At 54.1% G+C, this 14,693-nt stretch carries 13 protein-coding genes; 4 read left to right on the top strand and 9 right to left on the bottom strand.

The genetic code is table 11. The features are described from left to right. Positions 1-8: 8 nt before the first annotated feature. From MNO13_RS13620 to pcaC, 3 genes are read left to right on the top strand one after another with little or no spacing between them, the layout of a single operon-like run. Complete coding sequence (locus tag MNO13_RS13620) at positions 9-1,364, top strand: 3-carboxy-cis,cis-muconate cycloisomerase (RefSeq protein WP_133521363.1); 1,356 nt, start codon at positions 9-11, stop codon at positions 1,362-1,364. Continuing rightward, a complete protein-coding gene (pcaD, locus tag MNO13_RS13615; protein ID WP_237932435.1) occupies positions 1,361-2,119 on the top strand; it encodes a 3-oxoadipate enol-lactonase in 759 nt (252 codons plus the stop codon). Before MNO13_RS13620 ends, pcaD begins: the two co-directional genes overlap by 4 nt. Positions 2,120-2,123: 4 nt before the next feature. After that, a complete protein-coding gene (gene pcaC, locus MNO13_RS13610) occupies positions 2,124-2,510 on the top strand; it encodes a 4-carboxymuconolactone decarboxylase (protein WP_133521365.1) in 387 nt (128 codons plus the stop codon). An 85-nt stretch (positions 2,511-2,595) separates the two neighbouring features. On the opposite strand, the gene pcaQ is transcribed toward pcaC, so the two are convergent. From pcaQ to pcaH, 3 genes are all read right to left on the bottom strand, one after another. Then, positions 2,596-3,519, bottom strand: a complete 924-nt coding sequence (gene pcaQ, locus MNO13_RS13605) for a pca operon transcription factor PcaQ (RefSeq protein ID WP_133521366.1) — start codon at positions 3,517-3,519, stop codon at positions 2,596-2,598. Positions 3,520-3,688: 169 nt separating this feature from the next. Further along, positions 3,689-4,309 carry a protocatechuate 3,4-dioxygenase subunit alpha gene (gene pcaG / locus MNO13_RS13600; protein WP_241938888.1) on the bottom strand — a complete coding sequence of 207 codons (621 nt, stop codon included), beginning with the start codon at positions 4,307-4,309 and terminating at the stop codon, positions 3,689-3,691. Further along, positions 4,309-5,031, bottom strand: a complete 723-nt coding sequence (pcaH, locus tag MNO13_RS13595; RefSeq protein ID WP_064547145.1) for a protocatechuate 3,4-dioxygenase subunit beta — start codon at positions 5,029-5,031, stop codon at positions 4,309-4,311. The genes pcaG and pcaH overlap by 1 nt, the downstream gene beginning before the upstream one ends. Before the next feature lie 244 nt (positions 5,032-5,275). On the opposite strand from pcaH, the gene hglS reads away from it, so the two are divergent. Then, on the top strand, positions 5,276-6,619 hold the full coding sequence (gene hglS, locus MNO13_RS13590) for a 2-oxoadipate dioxygenase/decarboxylase HglS (RefSeq protein WP_241938887.1): 1,344 nt from the start codon (positions 5,276-5,278) through the stop codon (positions 6,617-6,619). Between the two features lie 82 nt (positions 6,620-6,701). Here the strand turns inward: hglS and fbpC are convergent, their stop codons facing one another. The 6 genes from fbpC to MNO13_RS13560 all read right to left on the bottom strand — a co-directional run bounded on the left by fbpC (position 6,702) and on the right by MNO13_RS13560 (position 14,538). Next, positions 6,702-7,751, bottom strand: coding sequence for a ferric ABC transporter ATP-binding protein (gene fbpC, locus MNO13_RS13585; protein WP_241938886.1), 1,050 nt, complete (start codon positions 7,749-7,751; stop codon positions 6,702-6,704). A gap of 14 nt (positions 7,752-7,765) precedes the next feature. Next, on the bottom strand, positions 7,766-9,844 hold the full coding sequence (locus tag MNO13_RS13580; RefSeq protein WP_064547123.1) for an ABC transporter permease: 2,079 nt from the start codon (positions 9,842-9,844) through the stop codon (positions 7,766-7,768). Between the two features lie 65 nt (positions 9,845-9,909). Continuing rightward, entirely contained in the window at positions 9,910-10,941 is a 1,032-nt protein-coding gene (locus tag MNO13_RS13575; RefSeq protein WP_064547117.1) for an ABC transporter substrate-binding protein, read from the bottom strand. A 9-nt stretch (positions 10,942-10,950) separates the two neighbouring features. Beyond that, positions 10,951-12,279, bottom strand: a complete 1,329-nt coding sequence (uhpC, locus tag MNO13_RS13570; protein ID WP_241938885.1) for an MFS transporter family glucose-6-phosphate receptor UhpC — start codon at positions 12,277-12,279, stop codon at positions 10,951-10,953. Positions 12,280-12,366: 87 nt separating this feature from the next. Then, positions 12,367-13,908 (bottom strand): MASE1 domain-containing sensor histidine kinase, encoded by a 1,542-nt coding sequence (locus tag MNO13_RS13565; protein ID WP_133521371.1) that lies wholly within the window; start codon positions 13,906-13,908, stop codon positions 12,367-12,369. Next, on the bottom strand, positions 13,909-14,538 hold the full coding sequence (locus MNO13_RS13560; protein ID WP_121813359.1) for a response regulator transcription factor: 630 nt from the start codon (positions 14,536-14,538) through the stop codon (positions 13,909-13,911). Positions 14,539-14,693 lie beyond the last annotated feature (155 nt).

Genomic DNA, 14,693 nt, shown 5'->3' with positions numbered 1-14,693 from the left:
GAGCAGGCATGACACTGTTTAACCCGATGTTGCGTGCATCACCGTTGAGCGAAATCTTCAGCGACCACAGCACGTTACAAGGGATGCTGGATTTTGAAGCGGCGCTGGCGCGGGCGACAGCGCTTTGTGGCGCGATCCCCGAATCGGCAGTGCAGCCGATTGCCGTACAGTGTCAGGTCGATAAACTGGACGTGCAGGCGTTAGCTCAGGCGGCTGCGGGCGCTGGAAACCTGGCGATTCCGCTGGTGAAACAGCTCACCGCCTGCGTCAAACAGCATGACGAACAGGCCGCGCGTTATGTTCACTGGGGCGCAACCAGCCAGGACGTGATTGATAGCGGCCTGGTTTTGCAACTACGTGCGGCGCTCGTTGCCAGTGAAGCATTGCTTGGGCAGTTAATCAGCGCGTTAATCGAACAAATCCAGCGTCATCAACATAGCGTGATGCCAGGCAGAACCTGGATGCAACACGCATTGCCGATAACGTTTGGTTTGAAACTTGCGGGCACGCTCGATGCGTTACTGCGCTGGCAGCAACGTTTGCATGAAATGAAACCGCGCGTGTTAGTGCTGCAATTTGGCGGTGCCGCAGGCACGCTGGCTTCGCTAAAAGAGCAGGGCATCAACGTTTCACTGGCTCTGGCAAACGTGCTGGCGCTGAACCAGGCCGATACACCGTGGCACAGCCAGCGCGACAGATTACTGGAAGTGGGGGCGTGGTTCGCCGGTGTCAGCACCACACTCGGCAAATTTGCCAATGATTTTTCATTACTGATGCAAACCGAAGTGGCTGAAGTGGGCGAACCGATTGCCGAAGGGCGCGGCGGTTCTTCCACCATGCCCCATAAACGCAATCCAGTGAGTTGTGCGGCGATCCTGACCGCAACCACCCGTATTCCTGGGCTAATGGCAACACTTTACGCCAGCCAAAATCAACAACATGAAAGAGCACTCGGCGGCTGGCAGGCCGAATGGGAAACCCTTCCCGAACTGATTACGCTGAGCGGTGGCGTGATGCAAACCGCGCTGGATTTAATCGGCGGGATGCAGGTCAACGCAGAAAAAATGCGTGCCAATCTGGATATCACCCACGGCCTGATTATGGCGGAATCGGTCACGCTGGCGTTGGCGACATCACTTGGCAAACAGGCGGCGCATCATCTGGTGGAACAACTTTGCCATCGCGCACTGGATGAAAACCAGCCGCTTGCGGCTTTGCTCGCACAACACCCACAAGTCGCGTCATATCTATCTTTGACACAAATCGAACATCTGCTCGACCCGCAACAAGCCCTTGGTAGCAACAACACGTTTATCAACCAGGTTTTGGCGCGGGCGGCACAACAAAACAGGGAGCTAGTATGAGCCATTATTATCAACTCGAAGGGCCGAGCGGCGCGCCGGTGGTGGTGTTATCAAACTCACTGGGCACCACATTTGAGATGTGGCAACCACAAATGGCGGCGCTGCTGGAAAACTTCCGAGTGCTGCGTTATGACACGCACGGCCATGGGCGCACACGCAAAAACGAGAAAACCACGCTGCCACAGTTAGCGGAAGACGTGCTGAGTGTGATGGATGATGCCGGAGTCCAGCAGGCGCATTTTTGTGGGATTTCAATGGGCGGATTAACGGGGTTGTGGCTGGCACGTTTTGCCCCCGAGCGTTTTCTTTCGGTGACGGTAGCCAATAGCGCGGCAAAAATCGGCGAACAAAACGGCTGGCTGGAACGAGCGCGTACTGTGCGCCACGAAGGGATGTCGGCGATTGCCAAAAGTGCACCATCGCGCTGGTTTACTGACGATTTTGTCAAACACCACCCTGCGCAAGTTGATGCGCTGTGCGCAACACTTGGGCAAATCAACCCTGAAGGTTATGCCTCCTGTTGCGAAGCGTTAGCCGCAGCCGATCTACGTGGTGAAATTGACGCTATTACAGTGCCGATGCAGTTTATTGCGGGTGCCAACGACCCCGTTTGCAGCGTGGCAGACAGCGAATTTATGCACCAGCAGGTTCACGGTTCTCATCTTGTGACGCTTAAAGCATCGCACCTTTCCAGCATTGAAGACGCCCACGGCTTTAACGTCGCACTACTCAACTTTATTCAACAGGACGACTGACATCATGAAGGATGAAGATCATTACCAACAAGGAATGAAAGTGCGCCGCGAAGTGCTGGGTGATAAGCACGTCGACCGTACATTGACGCAGCTCACGCCGCTTAATGAAGAGTTCCAGAACTTTATTACCCGTTATGCCTGGGGGGATATCTGGACACGTCCAGGGCTTGAGCGCCATACCCGCAGTATGATAACCATCGCGATGTTGATTGCGTTAAACCGTGAAGCTGAGCTGAAAATGCACCTGCGCGCGGCGTTTAACAATGGTGTGACGCGTGATGAACTCAAAGAGTTGATTATGCATTCGGCGCTGTACTGCGGATTGCCCGCCGCCAACGCCACCATGCATCTGGCTCAGCAGGTGTTTGATGAGCTGGACACCGCCGGTTAATTCATGTCGGATGACGCTAACGCTTATCCGACCTACGAAAACAGTGTTGTAGGGTGGATAAGCCATAGGCGTCATCCACCATTTTTCACCCCGGAATCGATTTGCGAATCGACGCCAACAAAATTTGCGCACCCGGCGACAACGGCGTATCGACACGCGTCAAAATACCAATCGGTTCGCCCGCACCCTGAGTGGTGACCGGCAACGACGTCAGAGTTCCCTGGCGTAAATCCTCTTTCACCGCGCACGACGGCACAAACCACACGTAGTTGTAATCCACCGTCAACTGGCGAGAAAGCGAAGCGGAAAGCGTTTCTACACAACTCGTAGACATCTTACAGCCCTGGCTGGCAAGCAAGGCTTCGGCATTTTGTCGCGGAATAGTGCCTTTCGGGGAAACCACCACCGGCCACTCCATCACTTTACTCAGCGTGATGTTCTCTTGCAGCAGCGGGTGACCCGGCCGCACCACCAGTTTTAATGACTCGAGGAACAACAGCTCATAATTCAGCCCGGTCATCAATTCCGGGTCGGACATTCTGCCGATACCTAAATCCAGCTCACCCGATTTCAGCCCCGATAACAGCATGGTGTTATTCATGGTCGCTACTTGCAGCGTGACATCACTTTGTTGCTTGTGAAACTGGCCGATAACTTTTGGCAAAATCCCCAGCGCCGCCGTGGGCAGCGCACCCACGCGGATAACAGACGTGCTTTTGCCATCTTTCTGAGTGAGTGATTGCCCTGCGTGATTCAACGCATCCAGCACCTTAACGGCATGTGTCAGGAACTGTTCGCCCATCAGCGTCATTTGCGCGCCCAGACGTCCGCGATCAAACAAACGCGTGCCGGTTAGCTGCTCAAGTTCATTAAGCGTCTTTGATAAAGCAGGCTGGCTTAGATTAAGAGTCTCAGCTGCGCGCCCCAGCGTTCCCTGTTGAGCGACAGCTACGAAAGTATGAAGATGGCGCAAGCGAATGCGCTGACTGAACAAACCGTTTTTTTCCATAACCTGATGTTAAAAACAGACCCGACGCGCTGACAAGATAAGTTGTTTAATTTTGATAACTTGCTAGCAAAAATTCATTAACAATTGATTTGTTTTGATAACAAAGGGTGAGGGTAATAAGGGTTAGGGTGGATAAGCGCTCGCGTCATCCACCCGTTTTAATCTGAACTTACAAGTCAAAAAACACCGTCTCCCGATCCCCCTGCAAATACACATCAAACGTATACACCACCTCGTCGCCACGCTGCTCGCGCTTGCCAATCAACGTCTTACGGCGCACTTCCCACTCAATCAAATTCAGCACCGGATCGGTCTCATTCGCCGCGTGCTCGTCGGAAAAATACATCCGCGTATTCAGGCCGATATTTATCCCGCGCGCCACAATCCACAGATTCAGATGGGGAGCCATCATACGCCCATCACGGCCAGTCACTGCACCGGGTTTGATGGTGTCAAAACGCCACACGCCGCTGTCGAAATCTGAACAGGTGCGGCCCCAGCCACGAAAATCGTCATCCAGTTTTTTATCCGTTTGCTGGTCGGCGGGGTGGTTGTAACGCCCGGCAGCATTGGCTTGCCACACTTCCAGCAACACATCGCGCACCGGCGTGCCGGAACCATCAAACACCCGGCCTTCAACGATAATCCGCTCGCCCTGGGTATGCGAGTTCGTCAGCACATGGCTAAAATTTTTCTCAAAAATGTTAAATCCCGCCGCTTGCGGAGCCAGGCCGATATGGACATATGGGCCCGCGGTTTGCGAGGCGGTTTCCGCTAAATAATCTTTCATCACACGGCTCCTTGGGTGCGGTTTTCAAACAACGTAGCGCGGTGGCCGCGTAACACTAAATCAAAACGATAGGCCAGGCTGTCGAGCGGGACGGCCGCATGGGTATCCAGCTCGGCAATCAAGGTGCGGATAGCATCATCGTTATTAATCGTTTTCACAATCGGGCACTGTTTGATCAGCGGATCACCTTCAAAATACATCTGGGTAATCAGACGTTGGGCAAAGGATTCGCCGGAGAGCGAAAAGTGGATATGTGAAGGACGCCAGTCGCTGGCCTGGTTACGCCATGGATACGGGCCGGGCTTGATGGTGCGGAAAAAGTAATAGCCATTTTCATCAGTCAAAACGCGCCCACAGCCGCCAAAATTAGGGTCGATTGGTGCAAGATACTTGTCTTTTTTATGGCGATAACGGCCGCCAGCATTGGCTTGCCACACTTCCACCAGCGTGTTTTTCATCGGGCGGCCAAAACCATCACGCACATAACCGTGCACGATAATACGTTCACCAATTGGCAAACCGTCTTTGGCGTAATTCATGATCAAATCGTTATCCAGCGGGTCGAGATCTTTCGCGCCAAATATCGGGCCAGTGATTTCAGATAGCGAGTTTTGCAGTGAAATCAACGCATTTCGCGGCGAACGCAGCACGCTGGTTTTATACCCCGGCGCGAAAGCCGGAGGATGGGAATCGTAATTGCGATGGACAAGTTCTTTCGACATTGGGAACTCCAGGCAGAGGGTGATGTTTTATTTATTAAGTACCGTCCCAAACAGTTTCAGTTAATGGATTGTTAAATTAAAGTGAATTTAAGTACCGCCAATCATAACCTTTAGCTATGAAAGCCGTTGTTAGCATTACTTCTGATGTTGGCCTGTAGAGTCGATCACAAAACGAAAATTCTTCGCCCAAAACCGCTGCGCAACATTCTACGCTTTCAGCAATATTCACTGGAGATACGACATCATGGCGAACAACATCACGGCTGATGATATTCGGGAAAAATTTTCGCACGCTATGTCGGCGATGTACCAGCAAGAGGTGCCGCAGTACGGAACCTTGTTAGAGTTAGTCGCCGACGTGAATCTGGCGGTGCTGGAAAATAATCCGGATCTGCAACAGCAACTGGAAAATGCCGATGAACTGGCACGCCTGAATGTTGAGCGCCACGGCGCGATTCGGGTGGGAAAAGCAGAGGAACTGGCAACCTTACGCCGCGTGTTCGCGGTGATGGGCATGTATCCGGTCGGCTATTACGATCTCTCTCAGGCGGGCGTTCCGGTGCATTCCACGGCATTTCGTCCGGTTGACGATGCGGCGCTGGCGCGTAATCCGTTCCGCATTTTCACCTCGTTATTGCGTCTTGAATTAATCGAAGACCCAGAACTGCGAAAGACCGCTGCGGCGATCCTCGCAGAACGCGATATTTTCACCCCGCGTTGTCGGGCATTGCTCGATATTTACGACCAGCAGGGGGCGTTTAGCGAAGCCCAGGCCAATGAGTTTGTCGAACAGGCGCTGGAAACTTTCCGTTGGCACAGCCATGCCACGGTAGATGCGCAAACCTACCAGGCATTTCATCAACAGCACCGCCTGATTGCCGACGTGGTTTGTTTCCGTGGTTGCCACATTAACCACCTGACGCCACGCACCCTGGATATTGACCGTGTGCAGGCGTTGATGCCGGAATATGGCATTGCGCCGAAAGCGATTATTGAAGGGCCACCACGCCGCATGTTCCCAATATTGTTGCGCCAGACCAGTTTTAAAGCGCTTGAAGAACCGATTATTTTTGCTGGCGTCCATCATGGGACGCATACCGCGCGCTTTGGGGAAATTGAGCAGCGAGGTGTTGCGTTAACCCCGAAAGGGCGCGCGTTGTATGACGAGCTACTTAATGAAGCGGGCAACGGGCAGGATAACTTTAGCCACCAGCAACATTTGCAGGAAATTTTCACCCGACTGCCAGACAGCGAGACGCTGATGCGCTGCCAGGATTTGGCTTATTTCCGCTATCGTTTAACGCCAGTAGGGGAAACGCACCGCCAGGCGATAAAACCCGGTGATGATCCGCAGCCATTAATTGAACGTGGCTGGCTGGTGGCACAACCGATTATTTATGAAGATTTTCTGCCGGTCAGTGCGGCTGGGATTTTCCAGTCGAATTTGGGTAGTGAAGGCGGCCAACGCAGCCACGGCCATTCCAGCCGTGTCGCGTTTGAAGAAGCGCTGGGCGCGCCGGTTGCCGACGAATTTGAACTGTATCAGCAGGCAACTGACCGCAGTAAAAAGCGTTGCGGATTAATGTAATCGCCATCGTTGGATGACGCTGCGCTTATCCGACCTACGAATTGGTTTTGTAGGGTGGATAAGCGCTAGCGTCATCCACCATCTACGCCGCATCCGCCAGAATAAACATTCCGTACGGATGGATCTCGAGATAGTAATTATCCCCCACATCAGGCTGTAGGCGCGTGGCATTCACCTGCAACAACAGCGCCTGACCATGCCATTCCACCGTCACTTCATATTGCGGCCCCATATACGCCACATGGCGCACCACGCAACGCTGGCTTTCGTCACCGTGTTCACTCAGCGTTATCGCCTCCGGGCGCACGCCAACCGTGCCTTCCGCTTGCGTAATAGTGAGCTGAGGCGGGCGGGGTAAACGGTAGCCGTGGATCTCGACAAAATCGCTGCCAAAGCGCGCCGGGAAGATGTTGGCATCGCCCATAAAACTTGCCATAAAGCGCGAGGCGGGCTGGCGATACAACGTCTGCGGGCTGCCAATCTGCATGATTTCGCCTTTGTTCATTACCAGCACCGTGTCCGATACCGCAAAGGCTTCGCTCTGGTCGTGGGTGACGTACAGCGAAGTAATGTTGAACTGTTTTTGCAGCTCGCGGATTTTGTCGCGCATGCTGCGGCGCAGGTTGGCATCCAGGTTACTCAGTGGTTCATCAAACAGCAGCACTTTGGGTTTGAGGATCAGCGCACGCGCCAGTGCCACACGTTGTTGCTGGCCTCCGGAAATCTGGTCAACAAAGCGGTCTTCGAAACCGTCTAAATCCACCATTGCCAGCGCTTCTTTTACGCGCGTTTTGATTTCTGCGCGTGGCGTGCCGAGCATTTTCAGCCCGTATCCGACGTTATCGCCCAGCGACATATGCGGGAACAGGGCATAGGACTGGAACACCATGCAAATGTCACGTTGCTGAATAGAGCGGTGCGTCACGTCTTCGCCATCAATAAAAATCTGCCCTTCGGTGGGTTTCTCAAGCCCGGCGACCAGGCGCAAAACTGTAGTTTTCCCGCAGCCGGATGGCCCGAGCAGCGTCACCATTTCCCCTTTAGGAATGGCCAGATTAATGCCCGCAATGACGGTGTTATTACCAAACCGTTTCGTGACATTGCGCAGTTCTACAAAATGAGGTTGTTTCATGTTTTACTCCGTAATCACGCGTTGGTTTTGGCTTTTGAACGTGAAATTCGCGCTTCACCAATCAACCAGTCAAAGATGAAAATAATCGTCAGCATCACGACAATAAGGATTGAGCCGTAGGCAATCGCCACGCCATATTCGCCATCTTCCACGCGGTTCAGAATGTAGGCGGTGGCGACACGGGTATCCGGTGTGACGAGGAACACAATGGCGCTGACGGTCGTAATGGCGCGCACAAAGCTGTAAATCAGCGCCGACAGAATCGCCGGGCGCAGCAGCGGCAGCAGAATGTTGATAATGGTGCGCATCGACCCGGCTCGCAGGCTCAAAGAAGCTTCGTCGAGTGACTTGTCGATTTGCCCCAGCCCGGCAATGCCCGCACGGATACCTACCGGAACGTTACGCATCACCATCGACATAATCACAATCGCCGCAGTTCCCGTCAGGTAAACTGGCGCGCTGTTAAACGCCAGAATGTAGGACACGCCTGCCACGGTGCCTGGTACCGCAAAGCACAGCATGGTGGTGAACTCGATAGTCTTTTTGCCACGGAACTGCTGGCGCACCACAATCCAGGCAATCAACAAGCCGAAGAAAGCGGTGATGGGCGCGGCAATTCCCGCGTACAGCAGGGTGTCGAGCAGTGAAGGCCATGCGCCATCGCTCATTCCCTGGCCGAACAGTTTGATGAAGTTATCGAAGGTCAGCGTGTAATCCACGCCCCAGTTGACGGTGAAACTGCCGTAGAAAATGCTGCCATAGAGCAGGGCGTTAAAGGCAATCCACACCGCTAATAACGCCACCACTGCCCACACCAGGGTGACCGGCAACGGTTGTACGTCGCCACGGTTGGATTTACCGGAAACCGTGACGTAGGAGCGTTTGCCAATCCACATGTACTGAATGCAGAACACCAGCAGCGAGAACAGCAACAGGAACGCGCCGAGGGTACTGGCGGCCTGGTAATCCAGCTGTGAACCGGTGATGTAGAAGTAGATTTGCGTGGCGAGCACGTCAAAGTTGCCGCCTAACACCAGCGGGTTACTGAAGTCCGCCAGCGATTGCACAATCACAATCAAAAATGCGTTTGCCAGCGCCGGTTTCAGCAGCGGTAAAAACACCCCTTTGAAGGTCTTCCAGCGTGTAGCCCGCAGGGTATAAGAGGCTTCTTCCAGCGACGGGTGAATGGTTTTAATCGCGCCATCGAGGATCATAAATGCCATTGGTGTGAAGGCCAGAACTTGCGCCAGCCAGATGCCGGTAAAACCGTACAGCCAGTTGGTGTTCGTCAACCCGAACCAGTCAACCATCAATTCGGTGATATAACCTGAACGCCCCATCATCAGCGTGACGCCAAGGCCAACCACAAACGGCGGGGTGACAATCGGCAGAATCGAGAAGATACGGCCAATAATGGCGCTACGTTTGGCGATGCGTGTCGTGTAAATCGCCAGCACCAGACCGAAGAAGGTGCAGCCAATGCCCACCGCAATCGACAGTGCGATGGAGTTGATAATCACCTGAATAATATGCGCCTGGCTGAGCACCGCCATAAACGCCAGTGGGGCAAACTCGCCGCTGTCGGTGGTAAACATCGGAATGAAAATCGCGATGCTTGGCCAGACAATAAACACGCCAATTAGCGCCACAATCGCCACCAGCGAGCCAATGACAAAACTGTCGCCGCCCAGCCATTCGAGGCGCGTCAGAGCAAGGGTGATAACCATGCCGAGCGCGATAAACAGCACCAGTGTGGCATAGCCTAGCCCGCGTTCCGTCACGGTGGCGCTGACCACCACAAAGGCCATGCACAGCAACGCCCAGCCTGCATCGAAATAGTGGCGCTGGCGCTTTTCCGGCCCTGAGGCATGGAACGGGCGCAGCAGTAATAGCGACGGTAAAACGTACCACAGCAAACTGATGTTAATTCCCGACCAGCTATAAGCCGCGAGCAGTTCGTCACCGGTTGATTCAAACAGGCCGTAATCCAGGCTCCAGCTTGGCAGCAGGGCAAAAGCCAGCCAGCACAACGCCACCCACCAGAGAATAGCGTCCCGCTTCTGCGCAGGACGCAAAAGTAAAGTTTCAGACATAAGTGCCTCATCGGCCAAAAGAAAAGGAGGGGGCAGGTGACGTGACGCCGTCACCTGCTAATGGGTTAGTTACCCATTTTCACTTCGCTAACCCACTTATTGATCAGCGCTTTGCGCATCTCGGTTGCGCCGTATTTGTCCATGTCATAGTTGATGAGTTTCAGGTCATCGAGCTTGAGCGACAGCGGGGAGCTTTCAGCGGTGGTGTTGGTCAGAATTTGGTAGGACTTGCCTTTTTTCCACGACAATTCCTGCGCTTCTTTCGACAGCACCCAGTCAACGAACAATTTGGCGTTGTCCATGTTGCGCGCGCCTTTCAGGATGCTGACGCCGCCAATTTCATAGCCGGTGCCTTCGCAGGGGGAAATCAGCTCCAGCGGTGCGCCGTTCTCTTTTTCCAGCGAGTAATCATGCAGGAAGCCAATGCCGATAGCGGTTTCGCCACGAGCGGCGTTACGTGCCGGAGCAATGCCGGATTTGGTGTACTGGGAAATATTGCCGTTGAGTTTTTTCAGGTAATCAAACGCCTGATCTTCGCCCCAAAGCTGCGCGAAGGTTGCCAGTGCGGTGTACGCCGTGCCTGAGCTTTGCGGGTCAGCAACCTGGATTTCGCCTTTATAAATTGGGTTGGTGAGATCTTTCCAGCACTTGGGCACCGGCAGGTTTTTCTCTTTCAGGCGCTGAGTGTTGACGCCAAAACCGAGAATGCCGATATACACCGCAGAGGAGTAGTTGCCTTTGCGTTTTGCCGGGTCCTGGAACTTCGGCATGATTTGCGCGAGGTTGGCGGATTTATACGGCTCCAGCAGGTCCATTTCACCCGCCTGAGACTGCGGATCCAGCGTGCCGCCGTACCACACATCGGCCTGTGGGTTTTTCTTCTCGGCATCCACCTTCGCCAGTGTGCTGCCGGAACCGTTACGGATAAACGAGGTTTTCACATCGTATTTTTCGCCAAACGCTTTGGTTTCAGTTTCACACATTTCATTGGTGGCGCTGCAATACACCACCAGACGGCCTTTGGCCTGCGCGGCACCGGACAGGGTAGCCAACGCAACACCCGCAGCAACCAGAGAAGAGAGCACGGTCAGTTTCATATTATTATCCTAAGTGTCCTGAGGTAAGGTGATTGCCGGGTCCATGGCACCAACACTCCTGTCTTGCGCGCTGATGCCCGCCATTAACAGGGGCATCAGCAAAAATCCAATCAGTGCGGCAGCCACGGTTAACAGCGCGAACATCCCGGACCAGCCATAACGCTCAATCACTTGCGACAGTGGCCATCCCGCCAGTGCCGCGCCTAAATAGGCAAACAAACCTAAGAATCCTGTGACGCTACCCGCAGCCTGCTTATGGCTGCATTCCACGGCGGCGAGGCCAATCAGCATCTGCGGGCCAAAGACAAAAAAGCCGATGGAGAAAAAGCACACTGCCAGTAGTGCGTAATGGTGTACGGGCGATAACCACAGGGCGGCGACGGAAACAAACAGCCCTAACGCAAACAGTAAAATCATCGGCCCGCGCTGGCCGCGAAACAGCAAATCTGAACCCCATCCGGCAAACAACGCCCCCAGCAAACCGCCCATTTCGAACAACATCACCGTGGCGTTGGCGCTGAGTAAATTCACGCCGTGGCTTTCGGAAAGCCAGATATTGCCCCAGTCGTTAAGCGCGATACGAATCAGGTACACCAGCACGTAACTGACGCCGAGCAGCCAGACCATTGGGTTTTGCAACACGGTGCTGCGAAACATTTGCCACTGTGGCAGCGGCGGGCTGAGTTGCTGCTGGCGCATTTCTAGCGGGTCATGTCGCCAGACACCGACTGGTGGTAATCCCATTTCTTGTGGCGTGCCGGTTAAGCTACGGCATAGCCAAATCCCGGTGATGATGCCGATACCACCCGAGACAAAAAGCGACGCCTGCCAGCCGAACCACAGCGCCATCAGCGCGGAAATCAGCGGAACGGCGGCACCGCCGAGGTTGATGGAAGTATTCCAGCAGCCCCACCAAAAACCGCGTTCGTTGCGCGAATACCAGTGCGTTAGCAATCTGGCGCAGGGCGGCCATCCCCAACCCTGGAAGAAGCCGTTCAGCGTCCAGATAACCAGCAACATCGGTAAGTTGCTGCCGAAGGCAAAAAGAATGTTCAGTATTCCGGTTGCCAGCAGGCCCGCGCCCATAAACCAGCGTGCGCCCCGACGGTCGTGCCACAATCCGGCGGCAAATTTCGACAGGCCGTAGGAGAGGTAAAACAGCGTACCCAGCAGGCCGACATCGCTTTTGCTTAACGCCAGGTCGACCTGCATTGCCGGGAGCACAAAGCTGACGCTCTTGCGTGTCAGGTAAAATGCGCCATAGCCCACGACCATCGACAGCAGCAAACGTGGACGCCAGTAACGATAATCACGACCGATAGTTTGCTCGGAAATCATCTGATTCCTCCGGATTGGAATGACTATAGAAAACGCAGATACAAAGGGGATGAGACAAGGTTTTAGCCAACCAGGAATTTTTCCTGGTTATCCCTGATTTTGTTGAAAAAGTGTGGGCAAGTTAACAATTACGCGTGTGCCGGACTGGCTTTCAATCTGCAAATCCCCACCTAACGCGCGAATGCGTTCCGCGATCCCTTGTAATCCCTGGCCGTTATGGGTGTTACCGCTAAAGCCGATGCCATCGTCTTTGACTTCCAGGCGTACGCCTGCGGGTTGTTGGGTTAAAGAAATCTCAATCAGGCTGGCGTCGGCGTGTTTACAGATATTGTTGAGTAGTTCCTGCACCAGGCGATAGAGGGTAAAAATCACCGGATCGCTGACGGGCTGGCCGGGTAAATCGTAATGGAAGCGGCAGGTGATACCGCGTTCGGCAAAGGCGAACTCCTGAATCAAATGATGCAGCGCTTTATCGAGCGAGATTTCGTCCAGCACCGGCGGGCGAAGCTGGCGCAACAGATGGCGAGTCGAGTGGTGAATGCGTTGGGCAAGCTGGTTGATTTGCTCGGCGGCGAGCACCGTGGCATCGCCGCTGGCGGTGCGTTTTACCAGCATCGACTGGATTTGAATCGCGGTAATATTCTGGCCAATTTCGTCGTGCAGCTCACGCGCCAGATCTTTGCGCGTGTCTTCTTCGGTATGCACCAGTTGTTCCATTAGCTCGCGCCTGGCCTGTAATTCCACTTCCAGCCGTTGGCGATAACGGTGCAGATTATTGGCAAGATGCTGCTGACGGCTTATCGCAATCCCCAGCCCAATGCCCAGCAGCGCCTGAGTGGAAAGAAACAGCTCCATTTCCATCAGCCCGTTAAAGCCGCTGCCTATCTGGCGGGCGATGGTAATCATCATGCTGCCCAACAGTGCGGCAAGTACGCCGCCTTGCCAGCCAAATTTGTAGGCCATCACTACGTTTGGCAAAAACACCACAATCAACAACAAGCGTTCGATTTCAGGCGACACCACCATTTGCGCACCCACGCCAATGATGAAAAACAGGCTGCACCAGATTAGCAACGAGGTGCGCAGCGGAGGATTGGGCGTTTCTTGCGCCAAAAGGCTTTCGAGGTGTTGCTGGCGCAGGTATTCATAAATCAGGTAGACAAACGGTGTGAGCACTACGCCGCCGGTAAATGCGGCCAGCAAGGTTTGCGAAGCGCTGCTGGAGAGAAAAGGGGTTAGCACCAGCGTGTGTAGCAACGCATCGCTGGTGATCGCCGCCATCAACAGTGACAAGCGTTGCCAGTAGAGGGTGAAACGGTGCCAGTAATGCTGGACAAACAGCGCGGGGATCGCACTTAGCAACGGGGAAAGTAGCATCACCGGTTCGGTCATCAACTGCTGTTGCCAAAGCCCGCCAAGCAGGCCGAACACCGGGAGAAACAACGCAGGCCAGTAGCGGCGATGCAGCAAAATCAGTAACGCCAGATGCACGCCTTGCGGTAACAGTAGCGTGGCTTGCTGGCCGTTATTGGTGAGGTAGAAACTTATCGTCCAGAGGGCAAGCCAGGTCAGCCCCCAGGCGAAAACAATAAACAGCGATAACAACAGATGACGCCACGAACGAGACATTTAGTGCCCGGTTAACAGTTGGTGGTCGAGGGCAAAGTGCACCAGTTCGATGGTGCTTTCGCATTGCAGTTTGCCGAGGATATTGGCGCGATGCACATGCACGGTTTTGTGGCTGAGATTCAGTTGCTCGGCAATATGCTTGACGCTTTCGCCTTTAATCAGCAAATCGAAAACTTCGTGCTCGCGTGGGGTGAGGGCTTCCAGAACTTTGGCCGGTTGCCCCGCGTGGCGTAACGCGCGTAGCGCATCGGCACATAAATAATGGCCGCCCATACCGACGGTGCGCACCGCCTGCACCAGTTCTTCAGGGCCGCAGCGTTTGGTGAGATAACCGCTTGCTCCGGCATCCAGCGCGCTTTGCACAAACGCAGTGGTGTCGTAAATGCTCAGAATGATGGCGCGAAACCCAGGGTGATGCTGGCGCAGGCGTTTAAGCAAACTCAAACCATTTTCATCGGGCATGGCGATGTCGAGTACGGCGACATCGGGCTGGCGTTTTATCAGCGCGGGCCAGGCTTCGGCGGCAGAACTGTACTGCCCGACAATTTCAATATCGCTCTCAAGGCTCAGCAACTGCGCAAAACCGGAGCGCACTACAACGTGGTCATCAACTAAAGCAACGGCAATCATGGTTATGCTCTTCAGGAAGGATCTGGCGCCATCATGCGGACGAATCTATTCAGCGCAACGGCTGTGTTGGGAATATGTTACAGCGGTAGCAAAAAAGAGTCCTGCAAATAAACAGGGGTCATTTCAATTGAGGTGGGTGATGTCGATTATGTCGG

The organism is Buttiauxella ferragutiae (assembly GCF_022637515.1).
Taxonomy (GTDB): Bacteria; Pseudomonadota; Gammaproteobacteria; order Enterobacterales; family Enterobacteriaceae; genus Buttiauxella; species Buttiauxella ferragutiae.
Note: the sequence above shows the minus strand (reverse complement) of the source record. Positions and strands in the feature narration are given on the sequence as shown.